Source organism: Barrientosiimonas humi, assembly GCF_006716095.1.
Lineage (GTDB): Bacteria > Actinomycetota > Actinomycetes > Actinomycetales > Dermatophilaceae > Barrientosiimonas > Barrientosiimonas humi.
Map to the genome: position 1 here is coordinate 2,030,510 of NZ_VFOK01000001.1, position 14,324 is coordinate 2,044,833.

16 protein-coding genes are annotated in these 14,324 nt (G+C 71.9%); 5 read left to right on the forward strand and 11 right to left on the reverse strand.

Annotated features, from left to right (window positions below):
- Positions 1–317: 317 nt before the first annotated feature.
- The gene (locus FB554_RS09465; protein WP_142005729.1) at positions 318–1,304 is read left to right on the forward strand and encodes a hypothetical protein; all 987 of its coding nucleotides are present in this window, start codon (positions 318–320) and stop codon (positions 1,302–1,304) included.
- A gap of 121 nt (positions 1,305–1,425) precedes the next feature.
- Here the strand turns inward: FB554_RS09465 and FB554_RS09470 are convergent, their stop codons facing one another.
- The 3 genes from FB554_RS09470 to FB554_RS09480 all read right to left on the reverse strand — a co-directional run bounded on the left by FB554_RS09470 (position 1,426) and on the right by FB554_RS09480 (position 4,164).
- The gene (locus tag FB554_RS09470) at positions 1,426–2,349 is read right to left on the reverse strand and encodes a hypothetical protein (protein ID WP_142005730.1); all 924 of its coding nucleotides are present in this window, start codon (positions 2,347–2,349) and stop codon (positions 1,426–1,428) included.
- A gap of 289 nt (positions 2,350–2,638) precedes the next feature.
- Positions 2,639–3,880: a type II toxin-antitoxin system HipA family toxin gene (locus FB554_RS09475; RefSeq protein ID WP_142005731.1), complete on the reverse strand. Its 1,242-nt coding sequence runs from the start codon at positions 3,878–3,880 to the stop codon at positions 2,639–2,641.
- Positions 3,877–4,164, reverse strand: coding sequence for a helix-turn-helix domain-containing protein (locus FB554_RS09480; RefSeq protein WP_142005732.1), 288 nt, complete (start codon positions 4,162–4,164; stop codon positions 3,877–3,879). The genes FB554_RS09475 and FB554_RS09480 overlap by 4 nt, the downstream gene beginning before the upstream one ends.
- A 49-nt stretch (positions 4,165–4,213) precedes the next feature.
- On the opposite strand from FB554_RS09480, the gene FB554_RS09485 reads away from it, so the two are divergent.
- Complete coding sequence (locus tag FB554_RS09485; protein WP_142005733.1) at positions 4,214–4,540, forward strand: hypothetical protein; 327 nt, start codon at positions 4,214–4,216, stop codon at positions 4,538–4,540.
- 21 nt (positions 4,541–4,561) lie between these two features.
- On the opposite strand, the gene mutM is transcribed toward FB554_RS09485, so the two are convergent.
- Genes mutM through FB554_RS09505 form a run of 4 tightly spaced genes read right to left on the reverse strand, consistent with a single transcriptional unit; the run spans position 4,562 to position 6,979 of the window.
- On the reverse strand, positions 4,562–5,416 hold the full coding sequence (gene mutM, locus FB554_RS09490) for a bifunctional DNA-formamidopyrimidine glycosylase/DNA-(apurinic or apyrimidinic site) lyase (protein WP_142005734.1): 855 nt from the start codon (positions 5,414–5,416) through the stop codon (positions 4,562–4,564).
- 3 nt (positions 5,417–5,419) lie between these two features.
- Positions 5,420–6,196: a ribonuclease III gene (gene rnc, locus FB554_RS09495; RefSeq protein WP_142005735.1), complete on the reverse strand. Its 777-nt coding sequence runs from the start codon at positions 6,194–6,196 to the stop codon at positions 5,420–5,422.
- An 8-nt stretch (positions 6,197–6,204) separates the two neighbouring features.
- Positions 6,205–6,399: a 50S ribosomal protein L32 gene (gene rpmF / locus FB554_RS09500; protein ID WP_142005736.1), complete on the reverse strand. Its 195-nt coding sequence runs from the start codon at positions 6,397–6,399 to the stop codon at positions 6,205–6,207.
- Between the two features lies 1 nt (position 6,400).
- On the reverse strand, positions 6,401–6,979 hold the full coding sequence (locus FB554_RS09505) for a YceD family protein (protein ID WP_142005737.1): 579 nt from the start codon (positions 6,977–6,979) through the stop codon (positions 6,401–6,403).
- A 175-nt stretch (positions 6,980–7,154) separates the two neighbouring features.
- Between FB554_RS09505 and FB554_RS09510 the strand changes: the two genes are divergently transcribed.
- Complete coding sequence (locus FB554_RS09510; RefSeq protein WP_170206835.1) at positions 7,155–8,075, forward strand: YegS/Rv2252/BmrU family lipid kinase; 921 nt, start codon at positions 7,155–7,157, stop codon at positions 8,073–8,075.
- A 28-nt stretch (positions 8,076–8,103) separates the two neighbouring features.
- On the opposite strand, the gene coaD is transcribed toward FB554_RS09510, so the two are convergent.
- The 4 genes from coaD to FB554_RS09530 are packed head-to-tail and all read right to left on the reverse strand — an operon-like array spanning position 8,104 to position 12,957.
- Positions 8,104–8,598 (reverse strand): pantetheine-phosphate adenylyltransferase, encoded by a 495-nt coding sequence (gene coaD, locus FB554_RS09515; RefSeq protein WP_142005739.1) that lies wholly within the window; start codon positions 8,596–8,598, stop codon positions 8,104–8,106.
- A gap of 26 nt (positions 8,599–8,624) precedes the next feature.
- Entirely contained in the window at positions 8,625–9,197 is a 573-nt protein-coding gene (rsmD, locus tag FB554_RS09520) for a 16S rRNA (guanine(966)-N(2))-methyltransferase RsmD (protein WP_142005740.1), read from the reverse strand.
- On the reverse strand, positions 9,197–11,428 hold the full coding sequence (gene recG, locus FB554_RS09525; protein WP_142005741.1) for an ATP-dependent DNA helicase RecG: 2,232 nt from the start codon (positions 11,426–11,428) through the stop codon (positions 9,197–9,199). The genes rsmD and recG overlap by 1 nt, the downstream gene beginning before the upstream one ends.
- Positions 11,428–12,957, reverse strand: coding sequence for a DAK2 domain-containing protein (locus tag FB554_RS09530; protein ID WP_170206836.1), 1,530 nt, complete (start codon positions 12,955–12,957; stop codon positions 11,428–11,430). Before FB554_RS09530 ends, recG begins: the two co-directional genes overlap by 1 nt.
- Positions 12,958–13,258: 301 nt before the next feature.
- On the opposite strand from FB554_RS09530, the gene rpmB reads away from it, so the two are divergent.
- The gene (gene rpmB / locus FB554_RS09535) at positions 13,259–13,453 is read left to right on the forward strand and encodes a 50S ribosomal protein L28 (protein ID WP_142005743.1); all 195 of its coding nucleotides are present in this window, start codon (positions 13,259–13,261) and stop codon (positions 13,451–13,453) included.
- A gap of 74 nt (positions 13,454–13,527) precedes the next feature.
- The gene (locus FB554_RS09540) at positions 13,528–14,319 is read left to right on the forward strand and encodes a class I SAM-dependent methyltransferase (RefSeq protein WP_142005744.1); all 792 of its coding nucleotides are present in this window, start codon (positions 13,528–13,530) and stop codon (positions 14,317–14,319) included.
- The last annotated feature ends 5 nt before the right edge of the window (positions 14,320–14,324 follow it).

The window sequence follows — 14,324 nt, forward strand, 5'->3', positions numbered from 1 at the left end:
CGTCGTCAGGCCGAAAGCCGCTCGCCGCGAGCGGCGCTTCCGTTGCCGACACAGCCAAGCGGAGACAGCATGCGTCGCACCGGACGCAGCGCGTGCGGATCCGGGGGCTTGTAGTGGATCCGCCCGGCTCAGCCGGACCGGTCGAGGTCTGCGTCAACGACCAGTCGGACTGGGAGCTAATTTACAAGAACCCCGCGATCCGAGTGAAGTGCCTAGTCAGGTCATGCGACACCCTGCTCACGGCGAAGCGGATGAGCCGGAGCGGGCTGAGGTTTCTCGCGGTCCGTTCCGGAGGCTGCTCCCACAACCTGGTAGAGATGCGCGTGGAGCGAGGAGAAGTCGAACAGAATCCAACTGATCTCGTCGGAGGCGGTGGACCAGAAGGCGACGAGCACCTCTGGGTGAAGGGCCGATTGTTCAAGGTCGCGCAGAGCCTGGGTGCTGAGGCAGTGGTGGAGCACTCCCTGACGCGCGCGGACGTCTTCCTGCCAGAGCACAACCTCGTCCTCGAGTACCAGCGATGGAGCACAGATTTCCGCGGGCGAACGGCGCAGCGCTGGTCGACTGGGGCAGCGCGCACTATCTGGATGTTCCCCTGGCAACCGCCTAACGCGCCTCGGACCGGCACACTCAAATTGTTCAACAACGAAGTCTTCGAGCATGGCGGCATCTACGTGGCCGTGCGGAACAAGGACGACCTCAGTGAGTTGCAGAGGCCGTGGGAGGACCCCTCGCAGGAACGCACGGCCCGCCTCTACGCGAGCGGGTCGATCGCGGTGTTCGATCCTGACCGCGGAGCACTGATCCGCAGACAACTCTCACTGGCAACGGTTCTCGCCGAGATCATGAGCGACGAGCGAGTCCTGGCCCACGCCGTCGTCCTGACGAAGGCCAACGGCCATAGGGCACGAAAACGCCTCTGGGTGCTCCGCGAGGACCTCGCCCAGGCGGAAACAGCGCGGGAAAAGCGACGGCACGCCATGAGCAAATCCCCAATCACGGAGCAGCAATCTGAGCCGCCGGTCGAACGGAAGGTCCAGCCAGCCGGCGACTCGGCCGCGGAGCAGCACCACCCACCGTCGCCCGTCGATGTGCAGGCATCAGCGGCATCGGCCGAGCTCGCCCCCAGCCCGCCAGCGGCCGAGATGTCGAACGATGACCGCGCCGCTCCGGAAGAAGCTGCACGCGAGACCTTTGCCGTGACCAGCAACGCGAACCTGGCCGCCCGACCGCCGAAGAACCACCAACCCACGCCCCGCGGGTCATGGTGGACATCGATCACCGACTGGTTTCGCCGACTCTGACGGACCAGCCGGACACCATCCTCGACAAAACCGGGCTACGCACATCTGGTCGGACCAGGTCGACCACGAAGGGAAGCTACTTGAACGCGTTGGAGCGACAGTGTCGATAGCCACATAATCGCTACTCGTCATCTGGGGCTGCTGCACGGATAGGTGACAGGTTGTGTCGTGCGCCACGAAGTTCGCGTTCTAAGACAGCGGGCACCACGGGATAGGCGTTGCGCAACCATGTGCGCATCTCGGTGGCGACGGAGTCTTCGAGCGTCTCCTTGAACGGCCCGGACAGGAGAGGCCACAAGCAGTGCTTGACGACGTCCGGGTGCCTATCGGGGTCGGGACACGTGGTCGCGCCGATCAGCCGAAGGTGCTTGAATACAGCTTCTTCGCCGATCTCCTTGACGGCAATCATGACTGCGCGAACCGCCTTCTTGATCAGTGCCTCCAGGAACGCGTACTCGGATACTTCGAACGCCGCGACAATCCGGTGCCTGTACTGGTAGATGTCCCGAGGCTGGCTTTCCTCTCCTCGGTCGGTCGAGATGTCTTCTCGCAAAGCCCCCATGATGTTCTCGACGAGGTCGTCAAGGGTCCCGTTGACGAGGTTGAATCCGTGGTCGTAGAGGCGGCAAAGTGTCGCCAGGACGACGCACCAGAGATGTCGGGTGCTGCGATGGTCAGGGCCGCCGCCGTCGAGATGCCGTTCGAACTCGTCGCCGATCTCGTCGGAGATCTGGTGGGCCAGCGCCGCAATGGCGTCGATCTCGCCGTCGGTGCGACCCTGCTCGATGAGGGTGATCACCAGTTCGCTGGCGATTCCTGTCACCGCCGGATGGCGGTCGGCGACTCGGCCTTTTACAGTCGTTGCCCGTGTCGCCTCCGGCAAGCGGGTCCAGCGGCGTGGCTCTGCCCACTCGATCGCCTCGGCCTGATCTGCCGGGTCGGAAGTGGCGATACCCCTGATCAAGATCGCTCCGTGCCGTGCCCCTCCGCAGGGGCACACGCAGGTGTAGGTCTTCGCGGTCTCGCAGTTGGTGGTGTGTCCCATGGTCCGTTCACGCTCCTGGTCGGTTCCGAGGGTGCTGGTCGAGGGCTGCGGCAAGTCACCGCCACTCCAGGATCGGGCTCCACACCCCGGCCTCGGTCCACCTCGGCACCGCGACTGAGTTCCGGGCGCAGCGGCAAGCCACCCTCGACGCCGCTCACGCTGCCCACCCCCAACGGTTGGGCAACCGCCGCCCCATCGCACCCAAGCTGCCCGAGACCGCCTGGATTAACCAGCCCTCACCGGAGGCCCTCACCCAGACCGCGTGCGGTTCACATTCTCGAGGCTATGTTCATGCCTTCCTCGCGGTGGCGATCACCGTGTTCATCCGAGGCTCGATCGACTTGGCCATCATCGTGATTTCCTGCTCACGGATGCCGTTCCTCCGCGCCGCGTCGCGCCACCCGGTGACCGCTCCGGCTGCGCGCGCGATCCGCTCGCCTGCCTGAGCGGGCGAGAGGCTGCACTCCTCTGCCAGGGCGAGCAGTGCCTCGGCCTCGTCGGGCGGGGCGTCAGCTCCCATGATCGTGGTCGAGCGGGCCCGCTGCGGGTCGGGGTTCGGGTTGACGTCGAAGACGGGGCTCAGGGTCCACGAGCCCCGATCGGCGAGGAAGCCGTGGTTGCGCAGATGGTCGTCCGTGTTACCGAGCGCGACGCTCGCGACGACGCGGTCAAAGAGTTCGTGATGGTCCGCCTTGGGCGACCGGGACAGGTCTCGCATAGCCTCGGTGATCTCGGCGTAGTCGCGGTGCTCTCCGTCGGCGGCGCTCAACGCCGTCATCGCGCTGATGTAGCCGATCCTGCGCCCCTCGCCCGTCCGGTCGAACCTGCGCAGGATCAGCACGCTGCGCTCGCCCACCCGGACGAGCCGCCGACGAGGCGCCCTGATCCCCGCGGCCTCCATCAGGTCCAGCGCCGTCGCTTCCCAGGCCATGACGTCCCACTGGTCGCTGCCGTGGGGGAATTTCGCGATCGCCAGCGAGCCGTCCTCGAGGCGCACTGAGGCCTTCGGCCGCGCGCCGCCCAGGCCTGTCGTGCCGGTGTCGAGCAGCTGCTTGACGGCCCGGCTCGGATCCTCGTCCGAGGCGAGACCGTCCGAGGCGCGCAGCAGCTCCGGCAGCGAGACGAGCCGGGGGACGGTCGCGGGCCTCCCGAGGAACTCCTCGCTGCCCGGCAGCCGGTAGCGCAGCGCGCCTTGGCGGGTGTCGTCGCTGACGCCCAGGAGGAAGTCGAGGTCGTCCAGCCGGCGCGGCGCGCGGCCCTCGTCGCGGGCACGCGCGCGCTCCGCCTTCTCGACGAGGTTGCGGCCCCAGCGGTCGGGAGCGCTGTCCGCGAAGGCGCGCACCAGCCCGGACTGGTGCTGCGCGCCCGAGACCAGCGGCAGGCCGGGGTCGATGCTCGTGCCGTCGCTCGACAGGTAGCCCGGGTCGTAGAGGAACGTGGTGGAGATCTGGCCGCGCTGCCTGGTGAAGTGCGCCTGGCCCACCACGCGCGCGCCATCCGCCTCGTCGACGAGGACTTCGACGGTGGTCATCGCGCGCGCTTCTTCGCGAGGCTCCCCGCGCGCAGGCGGCCGATGTCGCTGCCCAGCGGGTCGACGGCCTCGACCACCTGGTCGAGCACGCCGAGGGCGCGCATCACCTGCGCGACGTTGCCGAAGCCCGCACTCGGGTCGCCGGCCTCGATCTTGCGCAGGGTGTCCCGAGTAATCCCTGCGCGCTCGGACACTTGCTGCGCTGTCAGGCCCAGCACCATGCGCCAGCCCCGCACGTGCTCGCCGAACTCGGCGAGCTGTCGGTCGATCTTGTACCCGGCCATAGCACAATCCCTCCTACTACGACGAGTATGCTAGCCGGATAGACCTAATATGGCGAGCATCGTCGTCACAATACAAGGCATCCTTGCCGGGACCACGAGGTCGCGCGGCGCGATCCTCACGGCCGACGCGGCGAAGCGGGATGCCGAGATCAAGCTCCTCCTTGGCTGCGCGCCGGAGGAGACCGCCGTGACCCCGCGCTTCGTCGCGGAGGTCGCGGCGACCCAGATGGACGTCACCGACCTCATCCTCGACCTCCTCGAGGTGATCCGTCACAGGAGCGCTCTCACACATCGGCGCGCTCGGCTCGTCAGACCGAGGGTTCGGCGACTGCGTCTTCAGCTACGAGTTCTCTCGCCGGCAGGGGCTATGCATTGAGCGTGAGAAGCGGGGTGGGCATCATCGCCGCGGGCGGGGCTGGCAGCGCGGGCAGAAGAAGCTCGAGCGGTTCATGAACACCTCGCGGCGCATCAGCGTGCCGCAGCGACGGCACGGCTCCCCCACCCGGCCGTACGCGTTCAGCGACCGCTCGAAGTAGCCGCTCGCGCCGTTGACGTTGACATAGAGCGCGTCGAACGAGGTCCCGCCCTGGTCGAGCGCGGCCTCCATCACCTCGCGGGCGTGCCCCAGCACCCGCGCCAGCGCCGGCTTGGTCAGCTGGTCGGTGCGCCGCGCGCCGTGCACCTGCGCCCGCCACAGCGCCTCGTCGGCATAGATGTTGCCGATGCCCGAGACGAGCGACTGGTCCAGCAGCGCCCGCTTGACCTCCGTGTGCTTGCCCTTCATCCGCCGTACGACCGCGGCCGGTTCGTAGGCCGCCTCCAGCGGGTCCGGGGCGATGTGGGCGATCGTGGCCGGCACCCGGCGCGGCCCGACGTCGGCGAGCTCGTCGAGCTGCAGCCCGCCGAAGGTGCGCTGGTCGACGAATCGCAGCTGGCGTCCGTCGTCGAGGTCGAGCACCGCGTGGGCGTGCTTCTCCAGGGGCGCGTCGGCGTCCTCGACCAACAGCTGCCCGCTCATGCCGAGGTGGGCGATCAGCGCCTGCTCGTCGTCGAGCAGCAGCCAGAGGTACTTGCCGCGGCGCTCGGCCGCGGCGACCGTGCGGCCGGTGAGCCGGTCGGCGAGGTCGAGCGGCCCGGGCAGGTGACGGCGCGCGACCCGCGCCCCGGTGACCTGCACCCGCTCGAACCGGCGCCCCACCACGTGGTCGGCGAGGCCGCGGCGAACCACCTCGACCTCGGGCAGCTCGGGCACGGATCAGGCCCCGTCGACCGGGGGTGCCGTGTCGCTCACGGCGTCGGCGCGCTCCTTGAGCGTGGTCCACGCCTGCTGCGCGGCCTCCTGCTCGGCGGTCTTCTTGTTGCGGCCCTCGCCGCGCCCCAGCTCCTCGTCGCCGACCAGCACCTTGGCGGTGAAGATCTTGTCGTGGTCGGGGCCCTCGGCGGTCACGGAGTACGACGGCGAGCCCAGCTCGGCCGCGGCCACCGCCTCCTGCAGCGAGGTCTTCCAGTCCAGCCCGGCCCCCAGCTGCGTCGACTGCTCCAGCAGCGGGTCGAGGATGTGGTGCACGAAGCGGCTGGCCGGCTCCAGCCCGCCCATCAGGAACACCGTCCCGATGACCGCCTCCATCGTGTCGGCGAGGATCGAGTCCTTGTCGCGCCCGCCGGTGGCCGCCTCGCCCCGGCCGAGGAAGACGTACTCCCCGAGGTCCAGGCCGCGAGCGACGTCGGCGAGCGCCCGCGAGTTGACCACCGAGGCGCGCAGCTTGGCCAGCTGCCCCTCCGGCAGGTCGGGGTGCTCGCCGTAGAGGTGGTCGGTGACGACCAGCCCGAGCACGGCGTCGCCGAGGAACTCCTGGCGCTCGTTGTGCGGGGCGCCGCCGTTCTCGTACGCGTAGGACCGGTGCGTCAGGGCACGCGAAAGCAGCGGTTCGTCGATGACCGTGCCCGAGACCTCGGTGAGGATCTGGGCCAGGTCAGCGACGGACCGCTGCGCTGCGCTGAGGTGCCGTGAGCGCTTGGACTGCGACCCCACGGCGGGGGTCAGCTCTGGTGCTCGGTGCGCTCGGCCGAGGCGTAGTGCCGGCCGGCGTAGGTGCCGCAGTTGGGGCACGCGATGTGCGGCTGCTTGAGCGCCGAGCAGTTCGGGCAGGCCTGGGTGGCGACCGGCGTCGCCTTCCAGTTCGCGCGGCGCGAGCGGGTGTTGGAGCGCGACATCTTCCGCTTCGGGACGGCCACGTCAGTTCCTCTTCTGGTCGTCGGTGGCGGCCTGGTCGCGCAGTGCGGCCAAGGCTCCCCACCGGGGGTCTACCTGGTCATGGTGGTGGTCCGGGTCGTCGGCCAGCCTGGCTCCGCACTCGGAGCACAGGCCGGGGCAGTCGTCCCGGCACACCGGCTGGAACGGCAGCGAAGGCACCACTGCGTCCCGGAGCACGGGCTCCAGGTCGGCAAGGTCACCGTCCAGCTCCCGCAGCTCCTCGTCGTCCTCACCCCCCACCTCCTGGTGGTGAGCGGCGCGATCGGCGTAGGCGAACAGCTCCTGGAGGTGCACGTCGACAGGGACGTGAACCTCCTCCAGGCACCGCACGCACGCGCCGGTCGCGGTGGCGCGAGCCGAGCCGGTGACCAGGACCCCCTCGACGACGGCCTCCAGCCGCAGGTCCAGCTCGATGGGCTGGCCCTCCGGGACGGAGATCACGTCGGTGCCGAGAAGCTCTGGCGCCTCGACCTCGCGGTGCACCTCGAGCATGTTGCCTGGGCGGCGCCCCAGCTCCCGGGTGTCCAGGACCAGTGGGCCGCGTGGGTCCGCATGCGTCATCAGGTGCTCACGAAGATCGTTGGGTGGCTCGGCCCACGTCATGACGACGAGGCCGAGGGCCAAGGCTACCGGAGCGGCGCTCCCGGCCCAAAACGTACGTCCTGGGCCGGCTCCCGCCCATCCCGAGGGGTGGCGCGCGGCCGGCCGCGGCGGCCACCTTGGCACACTGTCGCGCGTGACCCAGCCCACCCCCGACCGTCGCCACGTGGCGCTGCTGACCAACCCCGCCTCCGGGCACGGCAAGGGCGGGCGCGCGATCCAGCCGGTGCTCGACCGGTTGCGGGCCTCCGGGGTGCGCGTCGACCACGTCGCCGAGGACGGTCGCGACGCCGCCGAGGCCGCGGTGCGCGAGGTCGCCGGGCAGGGGGCCGACCTGATCCTCAGCGTCGGCGGCGACGGCACGCACGGCGTCGCGCTGCAGGCCGCCGTCGCGACGGGCACGCCGCTCGGCGTGGTGCCCGCCGGCACCGGCAACGACCTCGCGCGCGCCCTGCGCATCCCGCGCTCCGACCTCGGCGACGCGGTGACGCTCGCGCTGGAGGCGCCGGTCCGCTCGATCGACGTCGGCCGGGTGCGCACGGGCGAGCAGGAGCGGTTCTTCGCGACCATCGTCACCGCCGGCTTCGACTCCCTGGTCACCGACCGCACCAACGCGATGCGCTGGCCGAACGGCAAGGCCCGATACCTGCTCGCGATCGGGATGGAGTACTTCCGCCTCGCCCCGCGCGACTTCCGCGTCGAGATCGACGGCGAGCTCGTGCACGACGGCCCGGCGATCCTCACGGCCGTGGGCAACACCGAGAGCTACGGCGGCGGCATGCGCATCCTGCCCACCGCCGACCCCGCCGACGGGCTGCTGGACGTGACGATCCTGGAGGGCGTGCGCTACCCGCGGGTGGAGCTTCCGGCCGTCCTGCCCCGGATCATGCGCGGCACGCACGCGACCCACCGCGCCGTGCGCACCCTGCGGGGCCGGCGGGTGCGGCTGGAGAGCGGCGTGATGAACGCCTACGCCGACGGCGACCCGGTCGGCGCGCTGCCGGTGACGATCGACGTCGTGCCCGGCGCGCTGCAGGTCGCCGCGCCGAGCGCCTGACCGACCCCGCCGTACGCCCTCGCCGGGCTCAGCTCGGACGCACGCGCTCCAGCAGCGGGCCGAGCACCGGTGCCGGCACCATCGACGCGACGTCGCCGCCGAGCGAGGCGACGGTGCGGATCAACGAGCTGGAGTAGTGCCCGAGCGCCGGGTCGCCGGGCAGCAGCAGCGTCTCGACGCCGGTCATCTCGCGGTTCATCTGCGCCATCGGCTGCTCGTAGTCGTAGTCGACCGACCCGCGGATCCCCTTGAGCAGCACGCCCGCGTCGAGCTCGCGGCACACGTCGACGATCAGTCGCCGGCCGAACTCCTCGGCGCGCACGTTGGGCAGCCCGGCGGTCGACTCCTCGATCAGGGCGATGCGCTCCTGCGGGGTGAACGTGCCCTGCTTGTCGGGGTTGTGCAGCACCGCGACAACCACCTCGTCGAACAGCGCGCTGGCCCGGGTGATGACGTCGAGGTGCCCGACGGTGATCGGGTCGTAGGAGCCGGGGCACACGCAGCGTCGGGGGTTGCCGGTCATGCGCGCCAGGCTATGCGTTCGCCGGCTCAGGCGACGTCGCCCTCGGGCACGAACTCGGCGAACCAGACGGTGGTCTCGCCGTAGCGCCGCGGCCCGATGAGCTCGACGTCGGCCGGCCAGGTGGGCTCGGGCGAGCGGGCCGAGCGCTCGACCGCCAGCACGGCGGAGTCGGCCAGCCACGGACGTACGGCGGTGAGGACGGCGGCGAGCTCGGCCTCGCCGATGTCGTAGGGCGGGTCGCACAGCACCAGGTCGACGTCGGGCGGGTCGGGCGGGTTGGCGAGCGCCCGCTCGACGCCGGCCGCGACGACCCTGGCCTGGCGCAGGCCGAGATCGGCGATGTTGCGCCGGATGGTCTCGGCCGCGCGGCGGTCGGACTCCACGAGCAGCACCGAGGCGGCGGCCCGCGAGGCGGCCTCGAGGCCGAGGGCGCCGGACCCGGCGTAGAGGTCGAGCACCCGCGCGCCGTGCAGCACGTCGAGGTGCTCCAGCCGGGAGAACATCGCCTCGCGCACCCGGTCGCTGGTGGGCCGGGTGCCGCGGCCGGGCGGTGTCTGCAGCCGCCGGCCGCCGGCGCTGCCGGCGATGACGCGGGTCATCAGCCCCGCTCCAGGAAGGCGACCTGCTGCTCGTCGAGCCGCTCGGTCACGGCCCGCTCGAGGCCGGGGTAGCGCAGCAGCTCGGGGTCGTCGCCCACCAGCTCGCCGGCGTCGCCGCGGGCCTGCTCGATGAGGTCGGCGTCCTGCTTGAGCCGCAGCATGCGCAGCTGCGAGCGCCGCCCACTCTGCTGGGCGCCGAGCACGTCGCCCTCGCGGCGCAGCGAGAGGTCGAGGTCGGCGAGCCCGAAGCCGTCGGTGGTCTCGGCGACCTTCTGCAGCCGGTTCAGCGCGGCCTCCTCGTTGCGGGTGGCGAGCAGGCACACTCCCCCGGCGTCGCCCCGGCCGACGCGGCCGCGCAGCTGGTGCAGCTGGGAGATGCCGAACCGGTCGGCGTCGAGGATGACCATCGCGGTGGCGTTGGGCACGTCGACGCCCACCTCGACCACGGTCGTCGCGACGAGCACGTCGACCGCGCCGGAGGCGAATGCGGCCATCACGGCGTCCTTCTCGTCGGTGGGCAGCTGCCCGTGCATCGACTCGATGCGCAGCCCGGCGAGCGCCGGCTCCTCGCGCAGCTGGGCGAGCACCTCGTGCACCCCGCGCATGGGTGGCGGCTCCTCGTCGTGCGGCGGCTCCGCGTCGTCGGCACCGTCCTCGACGGTGCCCTCTCGCCAGGCCCGCTCCAGCTCGGCGAGCACCTGGTCGTCCTCGGGCGTCTCCTCGCCGATGCGCGGACAGATGACGTACGCCTGGTGCCCCCGGGCGACCTCCTCGGCCACCCGCTGCCAGGTGCGCTGCATCCAGCGCTCGTTGGTCGAGGGCACGACGAACGTCTCGATGGGCTGACGACCGCGGGGCAGCTCGCGCAGGGTCGAGGTCTCCATGTCGCCGAACACCGTCATGGCGATGCTGCGCGGGATCGGCGTGGCGGTCATGACGAGCAGGTGCGGCGCGCGAACGGCCTTGTCGCGCAACGCATCTCGCTGCTCGACACCGAACCGGTGCTGCTCGTCGACGGCCACGAGCCCGAGGTCGGCGAACATCACCTCGTCCTGGATCAGCGCGTGGGTGCCGATGACGATGCCGACCGGGCCGGTGGTGATGTCGAGGAGGACCTTCTCCTTCTGCCTGCGCGTCATGCTGCCGGTGAGCAGCGCCACCTGGGTGCCCTGGGCTGAGCCGCCGAGCATCCCGCCCTCGGCGAGCGGCCCGAGCATGGCGCGGATCGACCGGGCGTGCTGCTGGGCCAGCACCTCGGTGGGCGCGAGCAGCGCGGCCTGCGCGCCGGAGTCGACGGCCGCGAGCATCGCGCGCAGCGCCACCACCGTCTTGCCCGAGCCGACCTCACCCTGCAGCAGCCGGTGCATCGGCACGTCGCGCGCCATGTCGGCGGCGATCTCGTCGGCGACCTCGCGCTGGCCGGTGGTCAGCTGGAACGGCAGCTGCGCGTCGAAGGCCTCGAGCAGCCCGCCCTTCGGGGCGGTGCGCGGAACCGCTTGCTCCGCAAGGTATTTCGCGCGTCGCTGCGCCAGGACGGTCTGCACGACCAGCGCCTCTTCGTAGCGCAGGCGCTGCTTGGCCGACTCGACCTCGGCGAGGGTGCGCGGCAGGTGCAACCGGCGGTACGCCTCCCGCTCGTCGATCAGCCCGCGCCGCTCGCGCAGGTGGTCGGGCACGGCGTCGGCGCCGACCTCGAGCTGCTCGAGCACCAGCTTGAGCGTCTTGGTGAGACCCATGTCGGTGATGCCCTTGGTGGCCTTGTAGATCGGCACCAGGCCACCGGCGTAGACGTCGAGGTCGCTGCCCTCGGCATCGGCGTCGAGCACGGTGTAGGTCGGGTGGGCCAGCTGCGGGCGCCGCCGGAACTCCCCCAGCTTGCCCCGGGCCAGCACCCGCCGCCCGGGCTGCAGCGCCTGCTCGTGGCCGTAGGGCCGGAAGAAGACCAGGCTGAACTCGTTGTCCTCGGCGTCGACCAGGGTGGCCTCGAACCGGCTGCCGCGGCTGGCCCGGTTGCGGCTGGTGGTGCCCGAGACGACGGTGGCCACGATCGCCACGTGGTCGTCCAGCGCGAAGTCGGTGATCCGCCCGGAGGTCTCGACGTCGATGTATCGGCGCGGGTGGAAGTCGAGCAGGTCGCCGACGGTGACGATGTCGCGCTCGGTCGCGAGCTTCTTGGCGGGCGCACCGACGACCTTGCTCAGCCTGGTCTCGCGGGTGATCGGGTCGGCCATCACTCACATCCCACGGCCAGCGCCGGCTGCGCGGCGCCGCTCTCCAGCACGGTCACCTCGGCATACTCCGCCACGGCACCGACAAGGTCCACGACGGCCCGCAGCTCCTCGGACCGCAGCGCCGCCCCGGCGACCACCGACACCAGCTCGGCGCCGGCGAGCGCGTCGGTGAGCTCGGCGCGGGCGACGGCCAGGTCGAACGGGTCGGGATAGCTCAGCACCGCGATCTCGCCCTCGAGGTCGTCGAGCTGCTGGTCCAGCGGCTTGGCCCGGCGGTCGCGCTCGAGCAGGTCGAGGGCCGCCAGCAGCGTCACCGGGTCGTCGCAACCGACGGTGACCCCCTCGCGCCCGGCCGCCGCCCGCTCGGCCGCGCGGCGCGTCTCGGGCGAGTCGCACACGACCACGACCGGCGGCGCACCCACGACCTCCTCCAGCAGCGCGGAGTCACCGGCCTCGACGGGGGTGCCACCGCGCTGACGCACGCGGTCGGCCAGGCCCGCGCCGGAGACCACGGCCGCGAGACGTACGTCGTCGTCGCCTGCCCGCGGCGCGTCACCCGGGCACGGCTCGGCCCCGAGACCCGGCTGGTCGGCGAAGCGGGTGACCGCGAACCGGTGCGGCCGACCGTTGCTCGCTCCCGCTTCGAGCGCGGCGGCGATGTCGTCAGTGTGCACGTGGACGGAGAACAGCGCGGGCCCGCCGGCGATGACGACCGAGTCGCCGATCGACTCCAGCTGCGCCGACAGCGACCGGGCGCGCTCGTCGTCGGTGTCGTCGAGGAGATACATGACCTCGTACGCCGGCCCCCCGGAGTCCGCGTGCGCGCCCAGCCCCTGGGCCGGCACGGCGCGCGCGGCGCCGGTCGCGGGCAGCCAGGCGGCGGGGCGGTCGGGGTCGGCCAGCCCGTGCTCGCCGCGCACCACCCGCAGCAGCGCCTCGAGCACGAGGAGATATCCGGCGCCGCCCGCGTCGACCACCCCGGCCTCGCGCAGCGTCTCGAGCTGGCGCGGGGTCGACTGCAGCGCCGAGCGGGCCGCGTCGACCGCGCCCTGGGTGACGTCGTCGAGCGACCCGCCACCGACCGCCTCGGCCCCCTCGGCCGCCGCGCGCGCGACGCTGAGGATGGTGCCCTCGACGGGGCGCGCGACGCCCGACCAGGCGAGGTCGCTGGCTGCGCGCAGGGCCGCGGTCAGCGCCGGACCGTCGAGGGGGCGCCCGCCGGTCTCCTCGACGACCGAGGCCAGGCCGCGCACGAGCTGGCTGAGGATGACGCCGCTGTTGCCACGGGCGGAGACGAGCATGGCCCGGGCCAGCACGGCGGCCGCCTCGGTGAGGCTGGTCGCGTCCGCCGCCGCGAGCAGGCGCACGGCCTGCTGCACGGTGACCCGCAGGTTGGTGCCCGTGTCGCCGTCGGGCACCGGGAAGACGTTGAGCCGGTCGAGCGCCGCGGCGTGGGTCGCGAGATCGGTGCGTGCCGCGACGAGCCACCGCCGCAACGCCGCCAGGTCCAGCTCGCTCAGGACCGCCACGACACCTCCGCCTGTTGCTTCGCACATCCGCCGTGCGCGAGGCTAACCGCCCGCGCGTGACTGTGCACGGCACGCCGTACGTCCTCGCGCGGCTGCCGGGTGTCCTGCACGGCCACGGCGGGGCAGCCGGCGGTGAGCGGGGCCGAGGTCTCCGTTTTGGCTTGTGCCAAGGTGCTCGGCTACGCTTGTCCGGTTCCCCCGCGTGGTCCGCTGCCATCAGGCGCGTCCGCATGACGGGCGGGCACCGAGACCAGAGCTTGACCAGAACGACGACGACACCGTCCCGACCTCAGGAGCAACCGTGGCTGCCACTTGCGACGTCTGCGGCAAGAAGCCGAGCTTCGGCCACAACATCTCGCACTCCCACCGCCGCACCAAGCGGCGCTGGAACCCCAACATCCAGCGTGTGCGCGCCAAGGTCGGTGTGAACGGCTCGACCCCGAAGCGCCTCAACGTGTGCACCTCCTGCCTCAAGGCCGGCAAGGTCACCCGCTGACCCTTCGCCCGCGAGGCGAGACACCAGGCCGATCCCCGGGCGCCGGGGGTCGGCCTCGTTGTTTCCTGGGGGTCGTGAGGACGCCCTACACCCACGGCCACGCCGAGAGCGTGCTGCGCTCGCACCGGTGGCGCACCGCCGAGAACTCCTGCGCCTACCTGCTCCCCCGGCTGCGCCCGGGCCTTGACCTGCTCGACGTCGGCGCCGGGCCCGGCACCATCACCGTCGACCTCGCCCGCCGCGTCGCCCCCGGCCAGGTCAGCGCCCTCGAGCTGGGCGAGGCCGCCGCGTCGGTGACGCGCGAGGGGGTGGCCGGCACCGACGTACGCGTCCTGGTCGGCGACGTGCACGCGCTCGCCCTGCCCGAGGCGTCCTTCGACGTGGTCCATGCCCACCAGGTGCTGCAGCACGTGCCCGAGCCGGTGCGGGCGCTGCGCGAGATGGCGCGGGTGACGCGGCCGGGCGGCACGGTCGCGGTGCGAGACACCGACTACTCCGCGTTCACCTGGTGGCCGCGACTGCCCGAGCTCGACACCTGGCTGGACCTGTACGTGCGCGCCGCACGCGCCAACGGCGGCGAGCCCGACGCCGGTCGCCGGCTGCTGTCGTGGGCGCACGCCGCCGGACTGCAGCAGGTCGAGCCGTCGGCCTCGGTGTGGTGCCTGGCCACGCCCGAGGACCGCGCCTGGTGGGGCGGCATGTGGGCCGACCGGATCCGCACCTCGGCGATCGCGACGCAGCTCCTGGACGCCGGCTGGGCGACCCGGGAGGACCTCGAGGGCATCTCGGCCGCGTGGCGCACCTGGGCCGCCGATCCCGACGGCTGGCTGATCGTGCCGCACGGGGAGCTGCTGATCACCGCCTGACGGAC

Excerpts from the sequence above, each read along its gene's own strand:
- FB554_RS09465 (WP_142005729.1), top strand. The coding sequence starts at position 318 with ATGCGCGTGGAGCGAGGAGAAGTCGAACAGAATCCAACTGATCTCGTC.
- FB554_RS09470 (WP_142005730.1), bottom strand. The coding sequence starts at position 2,349 with ATGGGACACACCACCAACTGCGAGACCGCGAAGACCTACACCTGCGTG.
- FB554_RS09475 (WP_142005731.1), bottom strand. The coding sequence starts at position 3,880 with ATGACCACCGTCGAAGTCCTCGTCGACGAGGCGGATGGCGCGCGCGTG.
- FB554_RS09480 (WP_142005732.1), bottom strand. The coding sequence starts at position 4,164 with ATGGCCGGGTACAAGATCGACCGACAGCTCGCCGAGTTCGGCGAGCAC.
- FB554_RS09485 (WP_142005733.1), top strand. The coding sequence starts at position 4,214 with ATGGCGAGCATCGTCGTCACAATACAAGGCATCCTTGCCGGGACCACG.
- FB554_RS09505 (WP_142005737.1), bottom strand. The coding sequence starts at position 6,979 with ATGACGCATGCGGACCCACGCGGCCCACTGGTCCTGGACACCCGGGAG.
- coaD (WP_142005739.1), bottom strand. The coding sequence starts at position 8,598 with ATGACCGGCAACCCCCGACGCTGCGTGTGCCCCGGCTCCTACGACCCG.
- rsmD (WP_142005740.1), bottom strand. The coding sequence starts at position 9,197 with ATGACCCGCGTCATCGCCGGCAGCGCCGGCGGCCGGCGGCTGCAGACA.
- recG (WP_142005741.1), bottom strand. The coding sequence starts at position 11,428 with ATGGCCGACCCGATCACCCGCGAGACCAGGCTGAGCAAGGTCGTCGGT.